Source organism: Lysinibacillus odysseyi 34hs-1 = NBRC 100172, assembly GCF_001591965.1.
GTDB lineage: Bacteria > Bacillota > Bacilli > Bacillales_A > Planococcaceae > Lysinibacillus_B > Lysinibacillus_B odysseyi.
The window spans coordinates 37,002-60,861 of record NZ_BCVX01000006.1 but is presented as its reverse complement, the minus strand read 5'-3'; the positions used below and the strand labels follow the sequence as shown (position 1 = coordinate 60,861).

Below are 23,860 nucleotides of genomic sequence, written 5' to 3'. Positions count from 1 at the left end.
GTTCAAAAAAATAAAAAACTCTGTCCACTTTACATAGCTCTCGGTCGTTATATGAATGAGGAGGTAATCAATGAGCCATCATGATAAACTCACCTCTTATTTACTGGAAGTAGGGGGTGAAGTATTTAGGTTTTTAATTTCAAAAGGGGCTGCCAAAGAAGATGCAGAAGACATTATCCAAAATACATTTTATAAGGTGTATACGATGATTGACGCTTTAGAAGAAAGCAATTTACGCGCGTGGTTTTACCGGGTTGCACTAAATGAGTTTATCGATTTGAAGCGTAAAAAGCATACCCAGCATCTTACGTTAAGTATGGAGCTGCAAGAGAAATTGGCGGATGTATCAAATCCAATCGAGAAAATTCTCCAGCAGGATGAAATTATTTCGTTATTAAAAAATGTGAAGCCTACATACCAGGAAATTTTTATTTTGAAATATTATTATGATTTGTCGTATGAGGAAATTGGAGAGCTGCTGCAGCTGCAGGTGGAGAATGTGAAAAAGAAATTGTATAGAGCGAGGAAAACAATTCAATCAGAGGTTGGAGGGATACAAAAATGGATCAATCGATTCAAAAGGCGTTAAGGAAAGCGAAGTTAAAGCAGCTGCTGAAAATTGCGGTAGTCTCGGTATTTGTAAGTATGTTGCTGTTAATCGGAATCAATCGATTAGGGAATTATATTACCTCAATTCATCATAAAAATTTACATGAGAGATTGTTTTTGGCGCAGGCGATTACGCAGCCGAATGTAGATATTGACTCACAGGTGACAGCAAATTCATCGATGTTCGGCGGAAATATTGTGACAAACCGTTCAAAAAATATTAACGGCTATCTTGTGCCGTGGAGTACGTTAACAAGCTCCTACTCATGGTTTGGCGCATCCATCGACTATAATGAGTTAATACCCGGCTACTTTTCCCAAGGGGCTACAGAATACGAATATGATAAACAGACGAAACAAAAAGTCGCCACATTTTATCATCCGGCGATAAAAAAATATTATGATGGCGTGCAAAATCAATTGCCTGAGCTCGTGCAAATGAAAGATCATGTAGCGGAAGTGGCGATTTCCTTTAAGGAGCCCATGACAATGGATGAAGTGAAGAACAGTATTCCTGATAACTTAAATATAGTATGGCTTTATATGGCTTCAAAAGTGGGGGATGAATCAATGGGTCCTTTAGGGTTACCTGTTTACGGGTATGCGGATAGTGAGCTGTCAGAGGAAGGATTTGATTCGTTTATTGAAGTATTAAAAGAGTATGACGAAGACAAAACGGACGAAACGATCCAGGACTATATTAAGCAGAATGAACAAAAACCGTTTAACAAAGTAACAGTGCTCGGTGTCATGTTAACAGGGAAAACGGAAAGCTTTGAAGGGCTGCTCGGAAGAGACTTCGTTCGGGGGGCATCCGTCGGGGTGACAGTACCTACCGTTTCGTATATTAAAACAGTAAAATAAAATGTAAATAGGCTGCGCGTAGCTGGAACAACTATTTATAAATTTTATAATAAAAGCCGATTTTTATGTGTAGATAAAAATCGGCTTGTTTTATGCTTGAAAAATAAGTGAGTTTTTCCCTAACAAAACATTTCCTAAGAATCATCCGAAAAGTGTTTCATACAGCAGGAATATATTTAGACAGATAATTAATACAGCAATGGACCAGGCAATAACAGTTGTTAGTTTCCGGTTAACCAGCGTTCCCATTAGTTTTTTATTACTTGTAAAGATGATGAGCGGGATAAGGGCAAAAGCGATCCCGAAGGATAAAACAACCTGGCTCATAACGAGAGCTTTGGTAGGATTTACGCCCATAATGATAATGGCCAGGGGCGGTGCCATAGTGATGAACCGTCTTAAATAGAGAGGGATCTTCCTATTAATATACCCCTGCATCACGATATCACCTGTCATCGTACCTACAGAGGAGCTGGATAAACCGGCGGATAAAAGGCCGATACCAAACAAGATCGCTGCCGTTGGACCTAGCAAAGAATCAAAGTGGTTGAAAGCAACCTCCAAATCTTCGACGAGCAGTCCTTCTTTATTAAATAAGGCAGCAGCTACAATGAGCATACTTGCATTGATTCCTCCAGCAATGATCATGGCGATGATAACATCAATTGCTTCGAATTTAAAAATCTTTTTCCGCTCTTTTTCATTTTTACCGACAATTCTGCTGCTTGTAAGACCGGAATGCAAATAGATGGCATGCGGCATGACGGTAGCTCCCAATATCCCCGCAGATAGAAGAATGCTGTCTACTCCATCAAATGTCGGGGTGAACAGCCCCTTGAGCAGGGGACCAGCTTCAGGTTCAGCAAAGAATACTTGAATCCCGAATGCGATGACGACAATAAAAATCATGCCCGTAATAATTGCTTCCAACGGCCGTACTCCTCTGCGCTGCAATTCTAAAATGGCAAACGAACCGACTGCTGCTATAAGGGCCGCTGCTATCATTGGAATATTAAAAAGGAGATAAAGCCCTAGCGAGGCACCGATAAACTCGGCCAAATCTGTCGCCATAATGACTAATTCTGCCTGAAGCCACAGCAAGATAGATGTTTTTTTGGAAAAGCGTTCGCGGCTTATTTCCGGTAAATTTCTACCTGTTGCAATGCCGAGTTTTGCAGACATCATTTGAATCAGTACAGCCATCAAATTCGACGCGAGAATAACCCATAACAGCTGGTAACCATATTTCGATCCCGCTGCAATATTTGTTGCATAATTCCCTGGATCAATATAGGCTACGGAAGCAACAAAAGCAGGACCCAAAAATGGCAGGAGCTGCTTTAGCCCCCGTGATTCATCATTTAGTGAAGTGTTGGCATTATTCAATAATGATTTATTTTTCATATCCTTTTTCTCTTTATCAACCTCATCGAAATCCATGTAGTGTTCCTCCAATTTAAAAATTTGTTACTCTATTAAGCCCAATATGTTTGCTTATAGCTAATTTGTTTCCTTTGGGCAACTTTTGCTGTTGTCTAAATTATATGCATGTTTTTATTTCTGAGTCAATATTTTTAATTCATTTATAAATACATCAAGATTTTATTCTACAATACAAAAGTAGTCGGTTTTTTGCCTTCATATAAGAATACACCAATACAAATATTGTAAACATCCGTTTTTTACCAACGTTGCACCACTTATAAAATAGTGTTGATATTAGGTTTTAGGGCGTTTTGCTGAAGCCGGATTATTGACTTTTACAAGGGGATTTATAAACAGTGCACCATACCAAAAGTAAAAAAGCCCCTCCTAAACAGCAGGTTACCTGTGTTTGGAGAGGCTCTTCATATTTATTTTTCTATCAAAGCTTGGTTTTCGAATGCAATAATCCGTGTTGCGGTCTGCTGAATGAAATACTCATCGTGCGAGACGAATAAAATCGTGCCGTCATACGCCTGTATAAAGCGAGTGAGTGCTTCTCGTGCAGCCATATCTAAAAAGTTAGTCGGCTCATCGAGGAGGAGCACATTATAGCGGCCTAAGAAAAGCTCGCTAATAGTAACCGGATCCGCTCACCACCGCTTAAAGCACTTAATTGCTTTTGTAAACCTGTATGTTCGAACTGCATGTGATGCAGGACACTTCGGATAAACGGATCGCTGTAATCTGAGCGCGATTTCAAAAAGTGCCAAACCGTTTCATCCGGCAGTTTTTCATAAGCAAGCTGTGTAAAGAAGCCGATTTTTACTTTTGGTGATATTTCAATGCTTTCGTGTCCTAAGAGAATCGCCTGTAAAAGAGTCGACTTTCCGCTTCCGTTCGGACCAGTCAATGCTATTTTATCATGCAGGCCAATATGCAGCCGAGCCTGTTTTAATAACGTCTTTTCATGCTGTGTTAACGTTAGATTTTGCATCATAATAGGGAATCGATTATAAAGTTCTAATGTCTTGGCCTGATGGAATTGAATCGGCACCGCCTTCTTTACCTGCTCGACAGGCTCCAGCTGTTCAATCCGTTTTTCAATCGCTTTTGCCGCACGGTGAACAGCTTTTTGGCTCGTGCCCTTTGATTTTGTTTCGAACATACGATTTGCTTTCGCCCTTGTTTCCTTCTTTGACATATTGTTTGCCTGTGTAATTTTTTCAGCCTTTTTCATTTTATCAGCAGCGGCTTTTTCCAGATGGGCTTTTTCTTTATTATATTTTTCATATGCCTCCTGTTGCTGCTGTTTCTCGAGTTCCTTCTGTGCTTCGTAGTCTGAGTAATTGCCGCTGTACACGGTAATTTTCCCGTCGTCTACTTCCCAAATAGTTGTCACGACTTCATCGAGTAATAGGCGATCGTGGCTGATGAGCAGGAGTGCTCCGTAATAATAACGAAGCTGATCCTGAAGAAAGCGTATCCCTTCCTTATCCAGGTGTGTTGTCGGTTCATCAAGCAAAAGAGCTTCGTAGTAATGACTGAATGCCTGCGCAAGCTTTTGCCGTGTAAGCTCACCGCCGCTATGCGGGTCTACTGCATGCAATTTGTGCTGTAATGCTACATCTATATCCTGATCGGATAGGGCAAGGTTTGTTTGCTCGAAGTAATAAAAGTCTGTGTGTACGGTTACATTGCCCTGCCGAGGATGAAGTTCACCAGCGATAAGCTTTACTAATGTACTTTTTCCTGCGCCGTTTTTTCCTACAATTCCGATACGATCAAATTGATGTACCGTTAAATGGGGGATTGATAAAATGTCCTTATCTAAAAATTGTATATGAATATTTTTTAGTTCAAAAAAAATGTTTTCCATTTGTGCTACCTCCGAAATTTAAATTTCGTACCGATAGCGAATCGATACGAGCGGATTGTGTATTGCCCGCTCGTATTAAAAGAATAATAGCATCTGCATAGTTTTAGCCCTCCTGTAAAAAAGTAAGCCTAAAACGCAATAAAAAAGCAGACATGTATTTGCCTGCTTCGAAAAAAGTATAGAAAACCCCGATAAAAAGGACGTCCTATCGTATTTTTCGTTTACAAGCATGACAAAAAAGCCCTCGGTTCAAGGGGTTTGCTTTTTTATTGCCAGCTTAGCGTAAACGAATAGAATACATAGAAACAGCCCTCCTTCATATAAATTACTGTTATCATACTTGATTATGGCCGTCATTTCAACGTGTATTAAAGCAACCCACTTTAAAATCAAGAGGTTAACCTAAAACCAACTAGAGCAAGGGGTTACCGTAGCTGAAGGACAAGTTAGAATAATGAGCTGTTTTAGAAGCGATACAGCTATTTTGAAGTGCACGCCAGAAAAGCACTTTTATGCAAAGCTTTCACCATCTTTATATGATATGTCCTGCCAATTGCCTTATTCATTTCTAGTTCTGTTTTATAATGGTTCATCTACAGGACCGGGAGAAACAAGGCGAGTCCAATCAACTGTTTTTATCTGATTTGCTTTCAAGAGTAGTTTATTTTCCCCTGTTATTAAATAGAATGGGTTTTCCCTGCTTCTAGCATGCAGACGAGCTTAGCGAAAATGTTTACTTTATTGGCGAGATTATTGGTAGATTTGGCGAAATTAAGCCTCTTTTTGGCGAATAAAACTTTAAAGGAATGAGAGTTACAATGAAATTTTCACGATATAGGAATATATACTCTGCGTAGCCCGGCATAAATGAGCCGAAAACCTTAGAAACCAACTGATCTTCAATACGTAGAAAAGTCAAAGGTATTTTAATAGACGGAGGAGAGAGGGATGAAACTCTTTAATAGAAGAATGATTCTAGTACTCATGATGTGTGCAGCAGTAATGGCAGGGTGCGGGGATGATCAAACGCAAACAGCAGATGAAAACCCTGACAAAGCGACGGCAGCCGAAGAAGTGGCGGTGGAAAAGATCCCGCATGCCGGAAGAACGGTGGAAGAGATGGTTGGCCAAAAAGCGGGTGTATTGATTGAAAAACATATGGACGAGCAGCTGGAAACGCTTGGAGGCTGGGATAGTCAGCAATACCGCGATTTTTTAGAGCAAACGTTCAACCCGATTGCAGAAAAGGAGCTCAAAACTTATTTTACTAAACATGAGAATCTAAGCAGTGAGGAGGTATATGATTACCTCGTTTATATGCTTGGTTCAGGAAATTATCCACACTACTATAAGCAGTTGACTGACTATGAACATGGATTTGTGATGCCGGAATTACCGGACGGCGAGGATGAGGTAACGACAAAACAAAAGAAGATGAATGTAGTCGTGCTGATGGATGCAAGTGGCAGCATGAAGGGGGAAATAGCCGGAAAGACGAAGATGGAGCTGGCAAAAACGGCGATTGCCGGATTTGTGGAGCAGCTTCCCGATGATGCCAACGTAGCATTGATCGCCTATGGACATGTAGGTACATCAGCCGGTGAGGATAAAGCGGCATCCTGTAAGGCTGTAGAATCGGTATATCCGCTGTCCGCTTACCAAGCCGACAACTTTGCTAGTTCGTTAAACTCTTTTGAGGCGAAAGGCTGGACCCCATTAGCCGGCGCAATCAATAAAGCCGGAGAAATTCTGCAGGCTTATCCTTCAGATGAGTATTCGAATCTTGTTTATATGGTGAGCGACGGTGTGGAAACATGTGATGGAGATCCTGTTGCTGCAGCCAAGCAGCTTCAAAGCCAAAATATTAAAGCGAAGGTCAATATTATCGGTTTCAATGTAGATAATGAAGGCCAGCAGCAGCTGAAGCAAGTAGCTGATTCGGGCGGTGGGGAATATGTGACAGTAGACGATTCTGCTGAGCTTGAAGTCCAAATAACAAAAAAATGGCAGCCTTCAATCGGCCAGCTCGTCTGGACACAGGGCGTAACGATACAGCAGTATACGAAGGCAATGGAGCGGATGAATGAGATTTACAACCCTTTATATACGGCCTCCGATGCAGAATTGAACCGTATCAGATATGCTATCAATTTCCTGCAAGATGAGGGACTTCTTGCTAATGATGTGAAGAAACAGGTTCTGGAATTGGCCGAATCCCTTCATGATGTACGTAATGATCACTTTAAAGCTTTAAAAGAGGCCAAGGAATCAGAGAGAAAGCAGGCAGAGGATGAAATAAACGCGAAGGTCGAGGCATGGCGCCAGCAATGGGAAAATAAATAAAAAATCTGTTTTTACATGCGGAGACAAGAGTAGTTTTAGATAAAATACAGAATCAAAGTAAAAATCAAAAAGCGGCCAGCAGTAAGTAACGGATTCGGTTGAGGGGGAGAAAAACCTTAAAAGTAATGTAATTAACAACCTAATTAACATACATTTCAACAGTGAATTGGCAATATAAATGGCAAACAAAAACGCTCAGATTAACTGAGCGTTTTTAAATGTTCATAGCTGTGTTTGTTCGATAATATACTTCTTTAGTTGAAAAAAGCTAAATAGATTATGATACTAGATATTATGGAAAGAAAAGGACCTATTTATAACAGGTTCGCTTAATGGGGAGAAGTAAGTTGAAAACAATGTACATAAGAAAAGTTTTTTGTATAATTTGGAATATTCAAATACAATGGTATATATACATAAAATGGGGGTATTCAATGAAAAAAATCATTTGGATAGCAGCTAGTGCCGTTTTGATTGTAATTGCTATAATGGTATTAATCTATGAAAAACCAGAAGAACGCACTTATGGAGAAGTTGTTGAACAGCTTTATGACGGTGAAGAAAAGGTAACTAAACTTATAATTGAAACGGATAGGGGAACGATTGAGGTTACAGATGCAGCAATTATAAATGAACTGATATACGAACATTCTGACATGGAGTTAGTTGAAACAACTGATCTTCCGTACATAGACTATAAAATAAATGCTTATATTGGTTCATCTGAATACAGGGATTTTTATGTCGCTGTGGATGTTAAATATAAAATTATTTACACGAATTCAACTAACGGTGGCGGGACGCTAAATAAAGTTGTAGGTAAAAATGAGTTAATCAAAACATTAAAGTCATTGGAATAAAAAAACTACTAGACATTCAGCCTAGTAGTTTTTCTTTTTATTATTGAGTTAACCAGCTACCGTTCTTTAAAAAGTAAAACTACCCAAACCCTCGTTTGGTAATATCAAGTGCTTAACGTTCAAAATTCGTATCAATCTGAATCGTTCCTTATATAATCTTTTTAACACAAATCACCTGCAATGCATTTAAAACGAACTTCCCCCTCATCGATTTCCTGTCTAAAATTGGTCATATAGTTCGTAGCTCTTTTAGCACTAGTTTTATCAATACCGCATAAATTTATGTATTCCTAAAATTAGTATGCTAATTGATGTGTTAATTTTTATACTGAATTAACTGAAGTGCTGATATAACAACGTAAATAGAGACACCAATTCATGCGTGAATTGTGTCCCTAAATATGCTGTTATTTAATGTTTTCTCTCCAATAACCGAACCCGTTAAGCTGTAAGGCCGCTTTTTTTATTTAGAAATTGAATTTTTTTATATTTAAGAGAACCTTCTCTTTTTCTTGAAAAAAACTTTAAATTCTGCGGCTATAATCAGCAACATAAGCAAAGTTTGCTTGTTCCAAACAGTGGTTTTGGAAAAATATCATGAAAGCGGAAGGGAAGAAAAAAATGAATAAGAACAAATCAGGTAAGAAAAATTTGATGAATATGAAAAGAAAGATCATAACGGGTGTTTCGTTATTAGTCATTGGTACTTCAACGACTGTCGCAGCATCCCCGCATACTGATTATTTTAATGATTTTTTTGGCGGGATGGCAAATAGCTTTGTAAAAGAAACACATGACCAGGTGGTTGTAGAAGCTGGAATCAAAATGAAGATAGTGGAAAGTGTAAGCGGCGAGAAAAGCTCACTTGTCTTTGTCTCCTTTGAAAAAGAAGATGGAACTGGATTTCCAGATGGAGCTGCCATTTCAGATCTGGAATTGGACATGAAGCAAGATGTAAGTTATATGGTAGAGCAGCGATTAACAGAGGATCGAAAGAAGATTATTGCGTTGTTTGATATAGATACGGCAAGTAGCTTGGAAGGCAAAAGCGTTACGGTTAAAGCTGGTGCGATTGTAGATGATGTAACAGGGGAGGTACTTGCTGGCGGCCCAATTAAAAATAAATTTACGGCACATGACCGTTCGGATAGATATGATATTGATTTAACACTTACACAGCAAAACGAAAAAGTAGGATTGAAAACTATATATGTTTCGGCCATCGGGATTGAAATTGAAGGAGAACGACTGGACGACCAGACAAGTTATTTACCTGAAATTGCTCCTGTCGTCAAAGTGATAACAAATGATAATCAAATGATGGAATTAAGCGTGGGCTCAACAAGTACAACCGATGTCGGATTCAAATGGCAATATAGTCTGGATGGAAAAGGAAAACGTGTATTTTTAGATAAGGCTGAGATTAAAAAGATTATGATAAATGATCAAATCATTACTGTTGATTAAGACATTATGATAATAGAAAAGCCATTAATTGAACAGCAGTTCAACTTAATGGCTTTTGACTTCTACAGATACTCCAGTGCATTTCTGGTCGCTTTCTTCCAGGTTCGTTTTCTTTTTCAATATTAAGGAATCACCTATTAAACATTAAGGAATTACTTTTACTTTCTTAAGAAAAACTTAAAAAACAAAAGCTATACTTGATTTGGCTGGAATATGGTTCGTAGCAAAAAACTTTCAGGAGGACGAATAAATGGAAAACTCATTCATGTATACAATAGATTCGTGGTACATTCTTATACCTGCATTTCTCATTTTTTTAATCTATATGTTCCTGGTGACAATGAAAAAACGAAAATATAGATGGGGGCAGTTTGTATTAGTCACTTCTTTTGCTGTTTATTTTTTATGTATGATTCACTTAGTATTTTTCCCGATTGAAATTAATATTGGGAAATATGCAAACCTGACTCCGTGGTACAAATCTATTAACTTTATCCCTTTGTTGACGATAGACGCGACAACCTTTCTATTAAATATAATTATGCTAGTACCCTTTGGTATGTATTTGCCACTACTGAGCAGCAAATATCAAACAGTTAAAAAGGCGGCTTCCATAGGATTATATATTAGTTTGTCGTTCGAATTTACCCAGCTCTTGATCAGGATACTATTGGGAAATGGGAGAAGTACAGACATTAATGATGTAATTGCGAATACACTGGGGACCGTATTAGGATTTCTCATAATAAGAGGACTGGCAAAAGTAGGATTTGTTTCTCCTATTCTTTATAAGTTAAGACTGAAAAAAAGTGATGAAAGAATATAATATTCCTTATTTTCTATTAGGAGGCTGGATCGGGTGAGTAATAACATACTAATTGTTGATGATGATAGGGAGATTGCCAAGCTGGCGGAAATATATATGCGGAATGAGGGCTATCATGTCTCCCAGGCACAGGATGGACTGGAAGCTTTACATATCATTGAACACGTTCCTGTAGATCTCATTATTTTAGATGTCATGATGCCGAATATGGATGGATTGGAACTGTGCAAGCGTATCCGAATAAATAACCAAGTGCCCATTCTTATGCTTAGCGCAAAAGTGCAGGATATGGATAAAATTATCGGTCTGATGACAGGAGCAGACGATTATATGATAAAGCCGTTTAACCCGCTTGAATTGGCGGCTAGGGTGAAGGCATTATTACGGAGATCAAATTATACACCGGTAGGCATGAATAAGGATGTTATCCGGATTAGTTCCATCGAAATTGATAAAAAATCGCATAAAGTTAATGCAAACGGAAAGGAAATCAAGCTGACATCCATTGAATTTGAGATCCTGTATTTACTCGCAAAAAGCCAGGGCACTGTATACAGTTCCGAGGAAATATTTGAAAAGGTGTGGAAGGAAAAAAGTATGGGTTCAAATAAAACTGTAATGGTACACATCAAGAATATACGAGATAAAATGGATGCGGCTATTCCAGGAGAAACGATGATTCAGACTATTTGGGGAGTGGGCTATAAAATTGATAAAAGTCCTTAAATTCATTCCTCTTTGGAAATCAGCGGTATATGTATTAGTAGCCGTACTATTAACTGGTATAACTGCCTGTATACTAACTTTTGCTATTCTCTATTTGGAAAAACAGTCCTCCCGTTTTTCAGACTTAATAGAATTGATCGCCTCTTTTGGCCGGGCACCATTTATAATAGGTCTTTGTCTATTGGTATTTCCGTATCTATTCCTTTTCTTTCATTACGAACGCCAGAAGTACGGTGAGTATTTGCTGGCAAACATGATTAATGAAATACACTATATAGCTGAAGGTCATTTTACGCAGAAAATCTCTATTGAAGGTAACGGTATTATAGGTGAATTAGGCGCAAAAGTGAATCAAATTATTACTCAAGCGGAAAAGGCGATAGCTGATCAAAAAGATTCTGCGCAAATAAAAAATGAACTGATTACAAACGTTGCCCATGACCTTCGTTCACCGCTAACTTCAATTGTCGGCTATCTGGATTTGATTGATGAAGATAGGTATAAGAGCGAAGTAGAGCTGAGATATTATATTCAAATCATTCATCAAAAATCTAAAGACCTACACCGGTTGATGAATGATTTGTTTGAATATACGCTTGTTCAAAATAAAGAATCGCTCGTAGATGAAATTCCTATAGATATAGAAGAAATGTTAAATCAGTTGGCAATTCAATATCAGTTTCAAATAAGGGAAGCAGGTATGGAAATGAGACAGTATCCCTTACCTGTAAAAAAACCGATTGTGATGGGGGATGGAAATAAACTGGCAAGAGTATTTGAAAATCTGATTCAGAATGCCATTCGATATGGGAGAGAAGGGAGATATATTGATATCACATTGTCAGAAAGCAATGGGGTACTAGAAATTGAAATTGCAAATTATGGTCAGGCTATTCCCAGCTTTGACTTGCCCTATATATTTGAAAGGTTCTATCGAGTTGAAAAGTCACGATCCCATCAAACTGGCGGTTCAGGTCTAGGTTTAGCCATTGTGAAAAGTATTGTAGAATTGCACGGCGGCCACATTGCAGCGGAAAGCTCAGCAGGAAGGACTGCCTTCACAGTGAAGCTTCCCAGACGTGCGTAAGGAAACTCTATCAAAAAACCGTATGTGAAAGTGCGAAATACAAAATAAAGCAACGATGGAGCATGCTTCTGTAAAGGGTAGAGTAAACCTGTTCCATCCTGGGTACATTGATAGTGGAATGCCGAGTATGCTTCTAATGCAACGGGAAATTCTAAAAAACAATGGGACCGTTTATTTCCTCTAGGAAATCCGGAGTTTTTTCTTGATTCAGTTGAATCTGGCTTCCCAACTGATGCAAGCTCGATAAGCGATGGCAGGATAGCCGAGTCATGCTGAAAAGAAAATGATCCTGAACTCAATAAGGAATGGAGAGAGGTAAAATGAAATTAAAGGATAAAGTAGCAATCGTAACAGGCGGGGCAAGCGGAATTGGTGAAGCAACTGCACGTCTTTTTACAGAAGAAGGTGCGAAAGTGGTCATTGCAGACTTTTCAGAACGCGGAAAGAGCGTATCCGAAGAATTGAATTCAAAGGGGTATGATACGTTATTTGTTAAGACTGACGTAACCAAAGAAGAAGACACGAAGCAGATGATCAACAAAACGGTGGAAAAATACGGCAGACTGGATATTATGTATGCTAATGCCGGTGTTGCTGATGATGCGCCCGCACACGAATTGTCCTATGAAAAATGGAAACGAACAATTGATATTAACTTATCAGGAGTGTTTCTTTCCGACAAGTATTCGATTGAACAGTTTCTGAAACAAGGTACAGGCGGCGTAATTGTTAACGCCGGGTCCATTCATAGTTTTGTTTCACTGCCGGCTCCAACAGCGTATTCTTCCGCAAAAGGCGGCGTAAAGCTATTAACGCAAAACCTATGTACTGCCTATGCAAAACAAGGTATCCGCGTTAATGCTGTATGTCCCGGCTATATTGATACCCCATTACTCAATGAGGTGGATCCTCAAACGAAAGAATATTTAGCGTCCCTTCACCCACAGGGCAGACTAGGGAAACCGGAAGAAATAGCAAAGGCCGTTCTATTCTTGGCAAGCGATGATGCCAGTTTTGTGAATGGCACAACCCTTCTTGTAGATGGCGGTTATACTGCCCACTAATATAGAGGGGCGGGGGAAAACCCGCCCCTTCAGCCTGTTGACAAGCGTTTTCATCCAGCGTTGCTTGCCTCGCTCGTCTGCTCCTGTCGCTTCGCTTTCGTCGCAAATAAAGGGCAATTCGCTCATGAACTTAGGTTCTATTCGCGTCTTCGCTCATCGGCGCGCCTTGTCTGGCAAGCGTTTTCAAGACAGGCTGGATACACCTTATTTTTATCATATTATCTAAAAATACGTGAAGACAAAATCGTAAAATGACTTTGTCTTCACTCTGGAAGGGCGGGAGAAATCCCGCCCTTTAGCTTGTTATATGAATTTAGCCAATCGGCACAGCCGATAAAACCTTTTAATTGTCCTCCCTATAAAAAGAAAAGGCCCTATCCTGGTATACACAGTTTTTAAGCCTTTGCTGACTTGATAAGCCTGATAATTGATTACACAGCAGCATCCCAAAATATGCTGATTCCAAAGGCCAACACTATTCCAGCAAAAATCCATCCCATCGCATATTTCTTTAATGTGAAATTATTAATGCTTAACATTAAAAAGCAAAAAGCCATAACAACTTGTATCCAAATTGGTCTGCTAAAACTCTCCTTATGCCAAATAAAGAAATATAGAACACCGATAACCATAACAGAGAGCACTGCCAAAGCAATTTTTCTAAATACGTTAGACCATTGCAAACTTAAAGCCTCCCTTACTATGTCTTTGGATCAAATATATATATCGAGTTCGTTAGCATATAGCAAGTTGAGTATTTATGAGATATTCCCACACTTATTGGTGCGCCGCGAAATTGTCCATACAATTCTTTATAATGCTCGCCTTCAAATTTCATCCATGTCCAAACTTCCGTAAAATCAGACGCTTCGAAAATCTGCCCGGTATATTTCAAAGCTGGCGGCTGTTCAGTAATTACAACATATGGAATCTCGGCTCCTTTTAAGCCAGTCTATGCATCAAAATCGCTGCCAATCAGGAAGCAACTATAATTAAGAGGCTCCCACGGTTGTGGAAGCCATTTTTATATCTTTTAATAAAAGAGCTTTTTTTGCAGGGTCTCGATAGCTTGATCAATTTCTTCCAGATCTGCTTCTGAAGCGTGTTGAATTCGATCAAGAAAGCGTGATTCAATTGTTGAAAAGGCTTCGTTCATCAATGCTTCACCGTCTTTTGAGAGACGAATCGTCTGTTTTCGCCGGTCTTCGGGGTGATGGATTTTTTCGATTAAATTTTTTTCACTTAGCTTTCGAAGCTCACGGCTTGTGTTCGGCATAGCCATACCTTGACAATCGCTAATATCGCTAGGTGTGACAGGCTGGCTGACTGCTATATATTCCAGCATATTGTACTGCACTTGCGAAATTGAATCCGATTTTGCGTTTTTCGTTAATTCATGTGTGACCCGATGAACAGAAGATGTAAATGATACGAGTTTATAAAAAAGAGCTTGTTTGTCCATTTTCCTCACCTCTAAACGTCACCATAACAAAACTGTTATCAAATTACAATTATCAATTGATAAGTAATTGGAATGGTGGTATTGTTTAGTTATCAAATGATAAATAAGAGGTGCGCTATGAATATATTAATCGTTTACACCTACCCGAATCATAAAAGCTTAAATTATGCGTTTTTACAAAAAGTGCTCACAGGCAGCAATGAAAATGCGAACATAAAAAATGTGCAGCTGCTCGATTTATATGAGGAGAATTTTGATCCCGTGTTAGTATTTAACGAGCAAAAGCGAAGACGTGATATGCATACGGATCCTCGTCTCGAAAAGTACAGAAACCAGCTTACATGGGCGGACAAAATAGTATTTATCTACCCAATCTGGTGGGGAAGACCGCCTGCTATGCTGATGGGGTATATTGATCAAATGTTTTCATCCAACTTTGCTTATCGGGACAAGAAAGGGCTTTTCCCGGAGGGGCTTTTAAAAGGAAAGTCTGTTGTATGTATTTCTACAATGAAAGGCCCCGCCAATTATCCACTTCTATGGTTACATAATGCACATAAAGTTCTTATGAAACGGGCGTTGTTCGGTTTTGTGGGAATCAAGAAAGTAAAGTTCTTTGAATTTGGGAGTATGGAGGGCTCAAAAGGAAATCAACTGAAAAAACTGGAGAAAGTCTATCATTATTTTAAGAGGCTTAAAGAGTAGATGGGCTCTCCTTCGTTTCAAAAAGGGATTTCGCTCTTTAAATCTATTTGATCATAGTCAACGTCCAATAAACTAAGCAAAGGCAAATCGTTCCAGCCTTTTATTTAAATTTGTATATAAACTTCAGAAGGAGCTGTCCGGAAAAAAATTTCCCGAATAGCTCTTTTCTTTTGACAGCTGGACCATAAGCGCAAGAATGAGGACGAAATTGAAGTGGAACAGTTGTTACAATAGGTCCAACAAGCAAGTAGGGGGGACATAGCATGAACAAAATTCGGGAATTTAAAGAGATGCATTTTACAGATGAGCTACTGTTTCTAGGTAATGCCTGGGATGTACTATCAGCCATTACATTAGAAAAGGCAGGGTTCAAAGCGATCGGTACAACAAGCTGGGGTATCGCAAGTTCACTCGGATTTGCGGATGGTGAATTGATTGATTTTGACAGGCATTTAGGGATCATTGAAGCGATCATAAAGAATGTGAATATTCCTGTTACTGCCGATATTGAGGCGGGGTATGGTGAAGACTTCGACGTAATTGTCGAAAATGTACTGAGAACAGCAGATGCAGGTGCAGCAGGGATCAATATAGAAGATTCCCTAAAGCAATCAAACGGCTTACGGGACGTTTCGGCACACTGTTGTCTTCTGGAGAAAATAAGGACAGCATTAGACAATAATAGCTACAAGGATTTTTATGTTAACGCGAGGACGGACACGTATTTTCAACGGCAAAACCCTTTAATGGAGACAATAGAGCGGGCTAAGGCGTATGTGGTAAGCGGTGCCAGCGGGATTTTTGTTCCCGGTCTTAAAGAGGACGACGAAATAAAAGAAATCGTTTTGCATGTCAATGCGCCGCTCAATGTATTATCTTTACCTGAACTAACGAATTGTCATAAACTGAAAGAGTTAGGTGTGAAAAGATTTAGCTTTGGCAATACCCTGTCTGATCAAGTAATCGACTATATAGAAAAAAGCGCGGGTGAACTACTGGCGTCTATGGATACTGCCTATTTATATGAAATGTAGGATAGATAAGAAAGGAGAGCGGGGGACGTGGACAATCATATTAATCTTTCTTTTGAAGAAATGTGGGAAAAAATTATCGCCTGTGACCGTAAATACGACGGCCTATTTTTTACGGCAGTCAAAACAACGAAAATATACTGCCGCCCATCCTGCAGGTCAAGGAAGCCGAAAAAAGTGAATGTAGCATTTTATTACGACATCGATGAAGTGGAGGCAGCCGGTTTTCGCCCCTGTAAAAGGTGCCGGCCGGAAGTAGAACATTCCCCGCATATTGAAGTTGTCCAAAACAGTGTGTCGTTTTTAGTCAATCACTATAAGCAAAATGTAGCGCTAAAGGATATAGCTGATTATGTCGGCTTAAGTCCGTATTATTTGGAACGCATTTTTAAACAGGAAACCGCTGAAACGCCGCGTATGTATTTGGAAAAAATACGGGTTGATAAAGCAGCGCATCTCCTGAAAAGCACGAAACTGTCAAACCTTGAGATTTGCTATGAGGCAGGCTTCCAAAGTCCCTCCAATTTTTATAAAGTATTCCGAAGCCAACACAACTGTTCGCCAAGCCAATACAGAAAGGAATGCCGGCATGAATTGGGTTGATCATGGAACGTATATTGAGATATTTCCACCGAAGGAATGTAGCTTTAGCGAATGCCTTATCTTTTTAGAAAGATCTGATCAGGAAGTACTTCACCTGATAAAAGAGGATGCTGTATATAAACTAGTGAAAATCGAAGACACTTTGATTTTATGTAAAGTTAGGGGTAGTGTTAACTCCCTGATTATTGAATTTCCAATGGGCATTCCATCTATTGACGAGCGTAAAAAGGCGGGGGAGTATATTTGGGAATGGTTTGATCTGGTTCAGGATATAAGTGGATTTTATGAAATGGCAAGTCGGGATGAAGTATTAAAACCACTTCTCTCTAAATACGATGGATTACGGATCATGTGTATTCCGGATTTATTTGAAGCGCTTGTTTGGGCGGTTTTAGGACAGCAAATTACTCTGTCCTTTGCCTATACATTAAAAAAGCGGTTTGTTGAACATTTTGGTGAGGGCCTCACTTTTGAAGGAGACAGGTTTTGGGTATTTCCTTCTGTTGACAAGATTGCATCCTTAAATGTAGAGGATTTAACAAAGCTGCAATTTTCTAAGAGAAAAGCAGAGTATATTATCGGGATTGCGAAGGAAATCGAAAGCGGCAGGCTGACAAAGGATGTATTGCTTCAGCAGCCGGATGTACAGGAAAGGCGAAAGGTATTACTGGCAATCAGAGGTGTCGGTGCCTGGACAGCCGATTATGTAATGATGAAATGCCTGCATGAGCCTTCAGCTTTTCCGATTGCGGATGTCGGTCTTCATAATGCATTAAAGAACTTACTCGGTCTTAAGCAGAAACCGGTGATAAAAGAAATAGAAAGATATGCAGCCGGCTGGGAAGGATGGCAGGCGTATGCTGTCTTCTATCTTTGGAGGTCGTTATATGATAACAAATTATAAATTAGATTATGAATCACCGATTGGTATACTGGAAATAATCGGCACACACGAGGCGATAAGTTCCATCCTGTTTTCTGAAGGCGTCAAAATAGAGAATAGAGTACAAGCCGAAACTCCGCCAGTTTTACTGGAATGCTATAACCAGCTTGATGAGTATTTTAACGGCGAACGTCAGGAATTTACTTTTCCCTATTACTTTGAAGGGACTATTTTTCAACAATCTGTATGGAAAGCGTTAACTGCCATACCTTACGCTGCCACAGCATCTTACAAGGATATCGCTGTCTCCATCGGCAATGAAAAGGCAATCAGAGCAGTAGGAAGCGCAAACGGAAAAAACAAGTTAAGTATCGTCATTCCTTGTCATCGAATAATCGGCGCTAGCGGGAAACTGACTGGTTATGCAGGAGGCTTATGGAGGAAGGAATGGCTGCTTCAGCATGAGAAAATGATGAGACAAGCTCATTCTTCCGAAACTTGCTAGCAAACGCCGGAGTTTCATATCGTATTGTTTGCTCGGCTATGCATACGTGAATATGGAGAAGATGGATGTGAAAGCTGTTTCGGGGAGGCTGTATATGAAATCAAAAAGAATAGCAATCACTTCCGTAGCAATCTTTATCATCGGATTTTTGGTATATGCCTTATTTGGTCAGGAATATTTATACGCGAGGTCTTTTGCTTCTGAACTTTATGAATACCCGCTTCCGGACAAAACGAAGGTTACTGAGAGAAATTTTGATTATGGCGTATTATTTGGTGGAGGGCCTTCAGGCAGTGGAGGTTATCCAACAGTTGCATCATATATCGAAATTGAAAGTGAACTAAGTGAAAAAGAACTATATGATTATTACAATAAAGGCAATGTATTTTCAGCACCCGGCGAAGATGCGAAGAGGGTAGGATTTGAAATATACTTTGCAGGTCACTATCATAAGCAAATTGAAGAAGGCAAGGTATGGTTTGAAGGAGATATACAACCAGGAGAATTGGGCTCACAAAAAAATGACGGCAAACCGATCAAAGCTATTGTTCAAATTAGAGCGGAATTCAGCTATCCTTTTTTCATAGACTTTTTCTGAAAAGCTTGAGAGCGTTACATTATCTTTGCCGTATAAAAAACCCCAAAAAGTTAATTTTTCACTCTAACTTTTGGGGGCATATCATCTGAAAATGTTTGTGGCTTTTTTGTGTATATTCAAGTTTTCATTTTAGAGCGATATTTGTATGAGTTTATATAAGAGAAAAGATTCTACCTTTTATTAATGATATTTTTATAAATTGTTTGAATTATTTTAATGATTGGTTTTTTATGGTATATTCAAGTGATTAAATTTAAAGGAGAGAGTAATATGACAGTCATTACTTTTACGATCATAAATGAATCGGAGGGTATGTTGGTTTAATTTAATCTTGTCACTTATTCTCCGGTTTGAGGGTTACTATTTACTCGATAACATCGGAGGTCATCTATTTGAACATTAAAGCCGCTTATTATTTATTGGCGAGTTCTCGCTCGTTTTGTATTCAAATCGTTTTTACACTAAATGCTATTTACTATGTGTCTCAAGCAAGTCTAAATCCACTTCAATTAGTATTACTTGGAACAATTATGGAATTGGCTATTCTATTTTTTGAAATACCCACGGGCTTAGTTGCTGATATTTTTGGACGTAAAAAATCAATTATTATTGGGACTTTCCTTATCGGTTCGGCTCATCTTTTAGAAGGCAGCATTCCTTCGTTTTGGGCAATTGCTATTGGTGCTGCATTGTGGGGCATTGGATGGACCTTTATTAGCGGTGCAGAAACGGCTTGGATTGCAGATGAATTAGAAAATAAAGCACTTGATACTACTTTATTAAACGGGGCTAAGTGTAGCTCGCTAGGTAGTTTCTTGGGCATTATTGTGAGTGTGCTTGTCGGTATTATTTTCACAGTGCAGATTGCTATATTAATTGCGGGAGGCTTACTTATATTAATCGCGATTATTTCATCTAAAGTTATTCCTGAAACGAAATTTATTAGTATTGCACGTGAAGGCACTTCTAGTATCAAACAAATGAAAATCGCACTAAAAGAAAGTCTTTCTCTAATAAAAGGGAATACTATTTTACTTGGTCTTGCCGCAATTACGTTATTTACTGGTTTAGCTAGTGAGGGCTTCGATCGACTTTGGGGTGCACATTTTATTGAAGGCTTCCAAATGAATGAAGAAGATGCCGTTTATTGGTTCGGTGCATTTTATGCCATTGCCTTTTTATTGAATATCGGTTTACTAAAAATTGTCGAAACTTATGTAAAAGAGCGTTTTGCCATTGTTTTAGTATTACTTAATAGTTTGCTTGTTGTCGCAATGATATATTTCGCGATAGCTGAACAATTTTTAATAGCTGCTATTTTATACTGGGGAATTGCATCACTTCGAGCGGTGAACTATCCATTAGTAAGTGTTATGACAAATAAACAACTACATTCACAAGGGAGAGCAACTACGCTTTCAATGTATGGACAACTTGATGCGTTTGGACAAGTAGCTGGTGGACCATTAGTTGGAATCATCGCCCTTTATACATCCGTGCAAGGTGGAATTATTACCGCCGCTCTTTTAATTATTCCGACATTGTTCTTTTTATGGAAATTAAGAAAAATCGCTTAAAAGAAAGCTTGCTATAATAGCAGGCTTTTTATTTTTAAAATTTTCTTGACCTTCAACTAACTTGAAGCTGTACGATGGAAGAGAAAGGGGGGGATGGTGTGAACAAATTCATGACAATTCAGAATTTCTCCGAAAGAACGGGGGTTTCTAAAAGTGCATTACGGTTTTATGAAACAAAAAATTTACTTCAGGCTGCTGGGAGAAATACAAACGGTTACCGCGTTTATTCGGAGGACCAAATTGAAACAGTTAAGTTAATCTCCAGTTTGCGGGTAGCGGGTGTGTCTATTAAAGACATTCAACTCTATTTAAAAGAGGGTGAAAGCAGCAGAAATAAAATAATGGATCATTGGATACAAACAATCAGAAAAAAAGTGGATATTCTAAACGTCAGTTTACGATACTTGGACAGCAGATCAATCGTTCATCAAATTTATCTCATTGAAAAACCGGCAGAAACAATTATATGGTTTTCAGCGGAGTGTGAAGTTGGAAAGTTCAAAGAGGCGTTTATGAAGAGAGGAAAAGAGCTGGAGAAACTCAGCATTCCGATCAAAAGCTGTTATTTAAAATATGTATCAGGAAAAGAAGTGGTGAAAGCTCAAATTGGCTTTGGCGTTCCGGATACAGCAGCAAACGGATTCGTGGAAGCTGCTGGTCTGGAACAGATGGATGCCTGCATTTGTATAGCTCTATCTTTCAATGAACCGGTAACTGATATTCAAAATGGTTATCGGAAATTGCTCAACTATGCAAGCGAGCATGGATGGATTCCAGCAGGCACCATATTGGAATGGTATCGCGGCGTTGACTTTACGGAAGTGGACTTATTGATGCCCGTCACCCAATTAGAATAAAGGGGGTTATGAGTAATGGGTACACCGGAAGAATTAGTAGTGAGAATAGTTGAATTAAAAGGGGATTATTATCAATTTGGCATGGAACAAGCTGGTGAAATCAAATCATCGCCAACCCTGGACCAAATGGAACCGCTAAAAGAATTGACTAAAAACTCCAATATCGAAAATGCGAAGGAAATCATAAGCAAAGTTTCACCGAATTTATATAAAGAGCTGCAAGGCCTGTCAACGGGGCTAGGGATGGATTTTGATACGACTGTCAAACTGTTCAGCGGATATGATGTACTATTTCCTACAATGGGCTGTACCACATTGGCAACAGGTGGCTATTATGTGCGTAATTATGATTTCAGCCCGGAAATGTACGATGGCAGACTTGTATTTACGAAGCCTCTAGATGGCTATGCCAGTATCGGATTTAGTCAGCAAGTAATTGGCAGGCTTGATGGGATGAATGAAAAAGGGCTCGTTGCGGGGCTGCATTTTGTCAATAACGAGCATAGGGAAGAGGGGTTTATGGCAACAGCCATTGTCAGGATGCTGCTTGAGCAGTGCGCAAACTGCGAAGAAGCAATCGCCTTTATTACAGAGATTCCTCATGGCTATTGCTATAATTACTCGATTTTAGATAAAAGCGGAAGAAGCATATTGATAGAAGCTTCTCCGCAGCAGCAAGTTGTGCGCTTTGAAAACCCGCTCATTTGTACGAATCACTTTGAGGCAGAAGCGCTGGAAAACAAAAACAGACTTCAAGTACAAGGGTCAATCAAACGGAAAGAATATGTAAAATCGATAGGATCAGAGGGGTTATCCCTTATATCCGCTTACCGTCATTTTAATAATGATCGATCTCCACTATTTCTTAAGCACTATACGGAATACTTCGGAACGCTGCATACGGTTGTCTATTCACCAGGGGACTTAAGTATAGTGATTGGAATTGGCGAAAATGCCACTCCGCTAATAGTGAATCTCACAGATTACATGGAGGGGACACTGCCTCTTCCACATTCGATAAAGGGCATCATTCATCGAGAAAAGTAAGGGGCGTATTTTTAAAGGAGAAAGGCTGATAAAAAGGCTGACGAGAAACGAATTTCTCATCAGCTATTTTGCGTCCTTTCTATTGATCTATTCTTCTTCTGGCGATAGAGTACTGCAGCCAGTAAGATGATGAGGACAATAATTAGGAAATAAAGAGGGTGATGTGTTATTGCTTCAATGATGCTAAAGGATGCAGAAGCAAGCGCTAAGCCGTAAACCATGTTACCGATTGTTGTGGCGACCATAAAGTGTGACGTTTTTATTGTACTCAATCCGGAGGCAATGTTAATTAAATTCGTTGGTATAAAAGGAAGAATGCGCCCTGATAGAACAAAAAGAAAGCCGTTTTTTTCGATTTTTTCATGGTACTTTGTAGCTGTTGAGTTTGAAAATGCATCATGGAAAAGATGGCGGATGGATAAGAAGATGAGTGTGCTGCCAATGACGCTGCACAAACAGCCATATAAATAACCATGCCAAAAACCGAATAATGTGATGTTAGTAGCAATTACTAGAACGAGCGGAATGAATGTAAAGAGATTTTGCAAAATCATAATAACAAGCATGATTAAGCAAATGAGCAAAATATTATTGTGTGCCAGAGCACGAATCGTTTCAGGTGTTAAATCGGCAACCGTCAAGCCGCTTATTTTTAATAAAAAGAACAGGCAAAGTACGACTGCTATATACCCGATTACGCGATAAATGAGTTTGCGTTTATTCATAATAAGAGCCTTTTGCAAAGAGATAGATAGTATTTTTGCTCAAAACATTCATTGTTTTCTGCTGCCATTCGGCTCCGGTATCCAGAATCATTTGATTTATGTACTGCATTTTATATGAATTGTCATCTGGAGGAACGTCTTCTGTAATTGTGCCATACTTATTATATACGGTTGTTTTTCCTTGAAAGACGGTCAATTCATGGCCGCCGCACCCCTGAATTTCTTTCATAATATTTTTCCGCAATAATTTAGCTGATCCTTTCCGAATAAAACCTGGTTCCGCTCCCAGCTTATCGGTCAATGTGATATTAGCTACAAGTCCCTCTTTAAACCCTAATAAAGCGAACGATTTCACAGCAGTTCCACCTGTACAGCTAAATCGCATGAGGTTAACCATAAATTCACTTCCTAACTATCCTATTGTAGCAATGCTTTAAGATAATTTAAAGAAAGTAGAGTTGAAGTAAATAGGAATTATTATAATATATTAATTATTAATTTTCGGAACAATCGAAATGTAAAACCCTCCCTAACTGTCTACCTCTAAGGCAAAAACCTTGCCGGCAAGGGATGTTATGAAAGCAACAGGAAAGTCGTAAGTCTTAAAGCCTTAATCTTGGATGGAGGGGAATATAATACTTAGTTTAAAAATGCTTATTGGAGATAAGCTAAAAAAATAAAGAACCTGTCCATATAAAAAAATGAAATAATTCACTTTAC

The 23,860-nt window shown here is 39.0% G+C and carries 25 protein-coding genes; 18 read left to right on the top strand and 7 right to left on the bottom strand.

The window, feature by feature from the left end:
• The first annotated feature begins 70 nt into the window (after nt 1-70).
• On the top strand, nt 71-589 hold the full coding sequence (locus tag BOD01S_RS11045; RefSeq protein WP_036153938.1) for an RNA polymerase sigma factor: 519 nt from the start codon (nt 71-73) through the stop codon (nt 587-589).
• Nucleotides 562-1,473 (top strand): sigma factor regulator N-terminal domain-containing protein, encoded by a 912-nt coding sequence (locus BOD01S_RS11040; RefSeq protein ID WP_036153940.1) that lies wholly within the window; start codon nt 562-564, stop codon nt 1,471-1,473. Before BOD01S_RS11045 ends, BOD01S_RS11040 begins: the two co-directional genes overlap by 28 nt.
• A gap of 141 nt (nt 1,474-1,614) precedes the next feature.
• Here the strand turns inward: BOD01S_RS11040 and BOD01S_RS11035 are convergent, their stop codons facing one another.
• The 3 genes from BOD01S_RS11035 to abc-f all read right to left on the bottom strand — a co-directional run bounded on the left by BOD01S_RS11035 (nt 1,615) and on the right by abc-f (nt 4,774).
• Nucleotides 1,615-2,877, bottom strand: a complete 1,263-nt coding sequence (locus tag BOD01S_RS11035) for an Nramp family divalent metal transporter (RefSeq protein WP_088321756.1) — start codon at nt 2,875-2,877, stop codon at nt 1,615-1,617.
• Nucleotides 2,878-3,326: 449 nt separating this feature from the next.
• Nucleotides 3,327-3,467, bottom strand: coding sequence for a P-loop NTPase family protein (locus tag BOD01S_RS23920; protein ID WP_322786773.1), 141 nt, complete (start codon nt 3,465-3,467; stop codon nt 3,327-3,329).
• A gap of 47 nt (nt 3,468-3,514) precedes the next feature.
• Nucleotides 3,515-4,774 (bottom strand): ribosomal protection-like ABC-F family protein, encoded by a 1,260-nt coding sequence (gene abc-f / locus BOD01S_RS11030; protein WP_322786774.1) that lies wholly within the window; start codon nt 4,772-4,774, stop codon nt 3,515-3,517.
• A gap of 969 nt (nt 4,775-5,743) precedes the next feature.
• On the opposite strand from abc-f, the gene BOD01S_RS11025 reads away from it, so the two are divergent.
• The 7 genes from BOD01S_RS11025 (at nt 5,744) to BOD01S_RS10995 (ending at nt 13,147) form a co-directional block, all read left to right on the top strand.
• Nucleotides 5,744-7,117 carry a vWA domain-containing protein gene (locus BOD01S_RS11025; RefSeq protein ID WP_244887303.1) on the top strand — a complete coding sequence of 458 codons (1,374 nt, stop codon included), beginning with the start codon at nt 5,744-5,746 and terminating at the stop codon, nt 7,115-7,117.
• Nucleotides 7,118-7,551: 434 nt separating this feature from the next.
• Nucleotides 7,552-7,977 (top strand): hypothetical protein, encoded by a 426-nt coding sequence (locus tag BOD01S_RS11020; protein ID WP_036153946.1) that lies wholly within the window; start codon nt 7,552-7,554, stop codon nt 7,975-7,977.
• Nucleotides 7,978-8,598: 621 nt separating this feature from the next.
• Complete coding sequence (locus BOD01S_RS11015) at nt 8,599-9,444, top strand: hypothetical protein (protein WP_143815057.1); 846 nt, start codon at nt 8,599-8,601, stop codon at nt 9,442-9,444.
• 250 nt (nt 9,445-9,694) lie between these two features.
• On the top strand, nt 9,695-10,270 hold the full coding sequence (locus BOD01S_RS11010; protein WP_036153950.1) for a VanZ family protein: 576 nt from the start codon (nt 9,695-9,697) through the stop codon (nt 10,268-10,270).
• Between the two features lie 33 nt (nt 10,271-10,303).
• Entirely contained in the window at nt 10,304-10,996 is a 693-nt protein-coding gene (locus tag BOD01S_RS11005; RefSeq protein ID WP_036153952.1) for a response regulator transcription factor, read from the top strand.
• Nucleotides 10,974-12,083: a sensor histidine kinase gene (locus tag BOD01S_RS11000; protein ID WP_036153954.1), complete on the top strand. Its 1,110-nt coding sequence runs from the start codon at nt 10,974-10,976 to the stop codon at nt 12,081-12,083. The genes BOD01S_RS11005 and BOD01S_RS11000 overlap by 23 nt, the downstream gene beginning before the upstream one ends.
• A gap of 320 nt (nt 12,084-12,403) precedes the next feature.
• Nucleotides 12,404-13,147, top strand: a complete 744-nt coding sequence (locus BOD01S_RS10995) for an SDR family NAD(P)-dependent oxidoreductase (protein WP_036153956.1) — start codon at nt 12,404-12,406, stop codon at nt 13,145-13,147.
• Between the two features lie 431 nt (nt 13,148-13,578).
• Here BOD01S_RS10995 and BOD01S_RS10990 read toward each other — a convergent pair whose 3' ends face one another.
• A complete protein-coding gene (locus tag BOD01S_RS10990) occupies nt 13,579-13,830 on the bottom strand; it encodes a hypothetical protein (RefSeq protein WP_036153958.1) in 252 nt (83 codons plus the stop codon).
• A gap of 350 nt (nt 13,831-14,180) precedes the next feature.
• Entirely contained in the window at nt 14,181-14,609 is a 429-nt protein-coding gene (locus BOD01S_RS10985) for a MarR family winged helix-turn-helix transcriptional regulator (protein ID WP_036153959.1), read from the bottom strand.
• 117 nt (nt 14,610-14,726) lie between these two features.
• Between BOD01S_RS10985 and BOD01S_RS10980 the strand changes: the two genes are divergently transcribed.
• From BOD01S_RS10980 to BOD01S_RS10940, 9 genes are all read left to right on the top strand, one after another.
• On the top strand, nt 14,727-15,314 hold the full coding sequence (locus BOD01S_RS10980) for an NAD(P)H-dependent oxidoreductase (protein ID WP_036153961.1): 588 nt from the start codon (nt 14,727-14,729) through the stop codon (nt 15,312-15,314).
• A gap of 263 nt (nt 15,315-15,577) precedes the next feature.
• Nucleotides 15,578-16,348: an isocitrate lyase/PEP mutase family protein gene (locus tag BOD01S_RS10975; RefSeq protein WP_036153963.1), complete on the top strand. Its 771-nt coding sequence runs from the start codon at nt 15,578-15,580 to the stop codon at nt 16,346-16,348.
• A 60-nt stretch (nt 16,349-16,408) separates the two neighbouring features.
• On the top strand, nt 16,409-16,948 hold the full coding sequence (locus tag BOD01S_RS10970; protein WP_036154121.1) for a bifunctional transcriptional activator/DNA repair enzyme AdaA: 540 nt from the start codon (nt 16,409-16,411) through the stop codon (nt 16,946-16,948).
• Nucleotides 16,935-17,852 carry a DNA-3-methyladenine glycosylase family protein gene (locus BOD01S_RS10965; RefSeq protein WP_036153965.1) on the top strand — a complete coding sequence of 306 codons (918 nt, stop codon included), beginning with the start codon at nt 16,935-16,937 and terminating at the stop codon, nt 17,850-17,852. Before BOD01S_RS10970 ends, BOD01S_RS10965 begins: the two co-directional genes overlap by 14 nt.
• Complete coding sequence (locus BOD01S_RS10960) at nt 17,836-18,336, top strand: methylated-DNA--[protein]-cysteine S-methyltransferase (protein ID WP_036153968.1); 501 nt, start codon at nt 17,836-17,838, stop codon at nt 18,334-18,336. Before BOD01S_RS10965 ends, BOD01S_RS10960 begins: the two co-directional genes overlap by 17 nt.
• A 94-nt stretch (nt 18,337-18,430) precedes the next feature.
• Nucleotides 18,431-18,934, top strand: a complete 504-nt coding sequence (locus BOD01S_RS10955) for a hypothetical protein (RefSeq protein ID WP_036153970.1) — start codon at nt 18,431-18,433, stop codon at nt 18,932-18,934.
• A gap of 392 nt (nt 18,935-19,326) precedes the next feature.
• The gene (locus BOD01S_RS10950) at nt 19,327-20,511 is read left to right on the top strand and encodes an MFS transporter (protein ID WP_036153972.1); all 1,185 of its coding nucleotides are present in this window, start codon (nt 19,327-19,329) and stop codon (nt 20,509-20,511) included.
• 110 nt (nt 20,512-20,621) lie between these two features.
• Nucleotides 20,622-21,368, top strand: coding sequence for a MerR family transcriptional regulator (locus BOD01S_RS10945; protein WP_244887302.1), 747 nt, complete (start codon nt 20,622-20,624; stop codon nt 21,366-21,368).
• 15 nt (nt 21,369-21,383) lie between these two features.
• Nucleotides 21,384-22,415 carry a C45 family autoproteolytic acyltransferase/hydolase gene (locus tag BOD01S_RS10940; RefSeq protein WP_036153976.1) on the top strand — a complete coding sequence of 344 codons (1,032 nt, stop codon included), beginning with the start codon at nt 21,384-21,386 and terminating at the stop codon, nt 22,413-22,415.
• Between the two features lie 59 nt (nt 22,416-22,474).
• Here BOD01S_RS10940 and BOD01S_RS10935 read toward each other — a convergent pair whose 3' ends face one another.
• Nucleotides 22,475-23,140, bottom strand: coding sequence for a TVP38/TMEM64 family protein (locus BOD01S_RS10935; protein WP_036153978.1), 666 nt, complete (start codon nt 23,138-23,140; stop codon nt 22,475-22,477).
• Complete coding sequence (locus BOD01S_RS10930; RefSeq protein ID WP_036153980.1) at nt 23,133-23,537, bottom strand: hypothetical protein; 405 nt, start codon at nt 23,535-23,537, stop codon at nt 23,133-23,135. Before BOD01S_RS10930 ends, BOD01S_RS10935 begins: the two co-directional genes overlap by 8 nt.
• Nucleotides 23,538-23,860 lie beyond the last annotated feature (323 nt).

Bases quoted from the DNA above. Each gene is read 5' to 3' on its own strand.
- BOD01S_RS11035 (WP_088321756.1), bottom strand. From the start codon at position 2,877: ATGAAAAATAAATCATTATTGAATAATGCCAACACTTCACTAAATGAT.
- BOD01S_RS11015 (WP_143815057.1), top strand. From the start codon at position 8,599: ATGAATAAGAACAAATCAGGTAAGAAAAATTTGATGAATATGAAAAGA.
- BOD01S_RS10960 (WP_036153968.1), top strand. From the start codon at position 17,836: ATGATAACAAATTATAAATTAGATTATGAATCACCGATTGGTATACTG.
- BOD01S_RS10955 (WP_036153970.1), top strand. From the start codon at position 18,431: ATGAAATCAAAAAGAATAGCAATCACTTCCGTAGCAATCTTTATCATC.
- BOD01S_RS10975 (WP_036153963.1), top strand. From the start codon at position 15,578: ATGAACAAAATTCGGGAATTTAAAGAGATGCATTTTACAGATGAGCTA.
- BOD01S_RS10930 (WP_036153980.1), bottom strand. From the start codon at position 23,537: ATGGTTAACCTCATGCGATTTAGCTGTACAGGTGGAACTGCTGTGAAA.
- BOD01S_RS10945 (WP_244887302.1), top strand. From the start codon at position 20,622: ATGACAATTCAGAATTTCTCCGAAAGAACGGGGGTTTCTAAAAGTGCA.
- BOD01S_RS10965 (WP_036153965.1), top strand. From the start codon at position 16,935: ATGAATTGGGTTGATCATGGAACGTATATTGAGATATTTCCACCGAAG.
- BOD01S_RS10940 (WP_036153976.1), top strand. From the start codon at position 21,384: ATGGGTACACCGGAAGAATTAGTAGTGAGAATAGTTGAATTAAAAGGG.
- BOD01S_RS10985 (WP_036153959.1), bottom strand. From the start codon at position 14,609: ATGGACAAACAAGCTCTTTTTTATAAACTCGTATCATTTACATCTTCT.
- BOD01S_RS10995 (WP_036153956.1), top strand. From the start codon at position 12,404: ATGAAATTAAAGGATAAAGTAGCAATCGTAACAGGCGGGGCAAGCGGA.
- BOD01S_RS11020 (WP_036153946.1), top strand. From the start codon at position 7,552: ATGAAAAAAATCATTTGGATAGCAGCTAGTGCCGTTTTGATTGTAATT.
- BOD01S_RS10970 (WP_036154121.1), top strand. From the start codon at position 16,409: ATGTGGGAAAAAATTATCGCCTGTGACCGTAAATACGACGGCCTATTT.
- BOD01S_RS11010 (WP_036153950.1), top strand. From the start codon at position 9,695: ATGGAAAACTCATTCATGTATACAATAGATTCGTGGTACATTCTTATA.
- BOD01S_RS10935 (WP_036153978.1), bottom strand. From the start codon at position 23,140: ATGAATAAACGCAAACTCATTTATCGCGTAATCGGGTATATAGCAGTC.
- BOD01S_RS10980 (WP_036153961.1), top strand. From the start codon at position 14,727: ATGAATATATTAATCGTTTACACCTACCCGAATCATAAAAGCTTAAAT.
- BOD01S_RS11025 (WP_244887303.1), top strand. From the start codon at position 5,744: ATGATTCTAGTACTCATGATGTGTGCAGCAGTAATGGCAGGGTGCGGG.
- BOD01S_RS11040 (WP_036153940.1), top strand. From the start codon at position 562: ATGGATCAATCGATTCAAAAGGCGTTAAGGAAAGCGAAGTTAAAGCAG.
- BOD01S_RS23920 (WP_322786773.1), bottom strand. From the start codon at position 3,467: ATGGCTGCACGAGAAGCACTCACTCGCTTTATACAGGCGTATGACGGC.
- abc-f (WP_322786774.1), bottom strand. From the start codon at position 4,774: ATGGAAAACATTTTTTTTGAACTAAAAAATATTCATATACAATTTTTA.
- BOD01S_RS11045 (WP_036153938.1), top strand. From the start codon at position 71: ATGAGCCATCATGATAAACTCACCTCTTATTTACTGGAAGTAGGGGGT.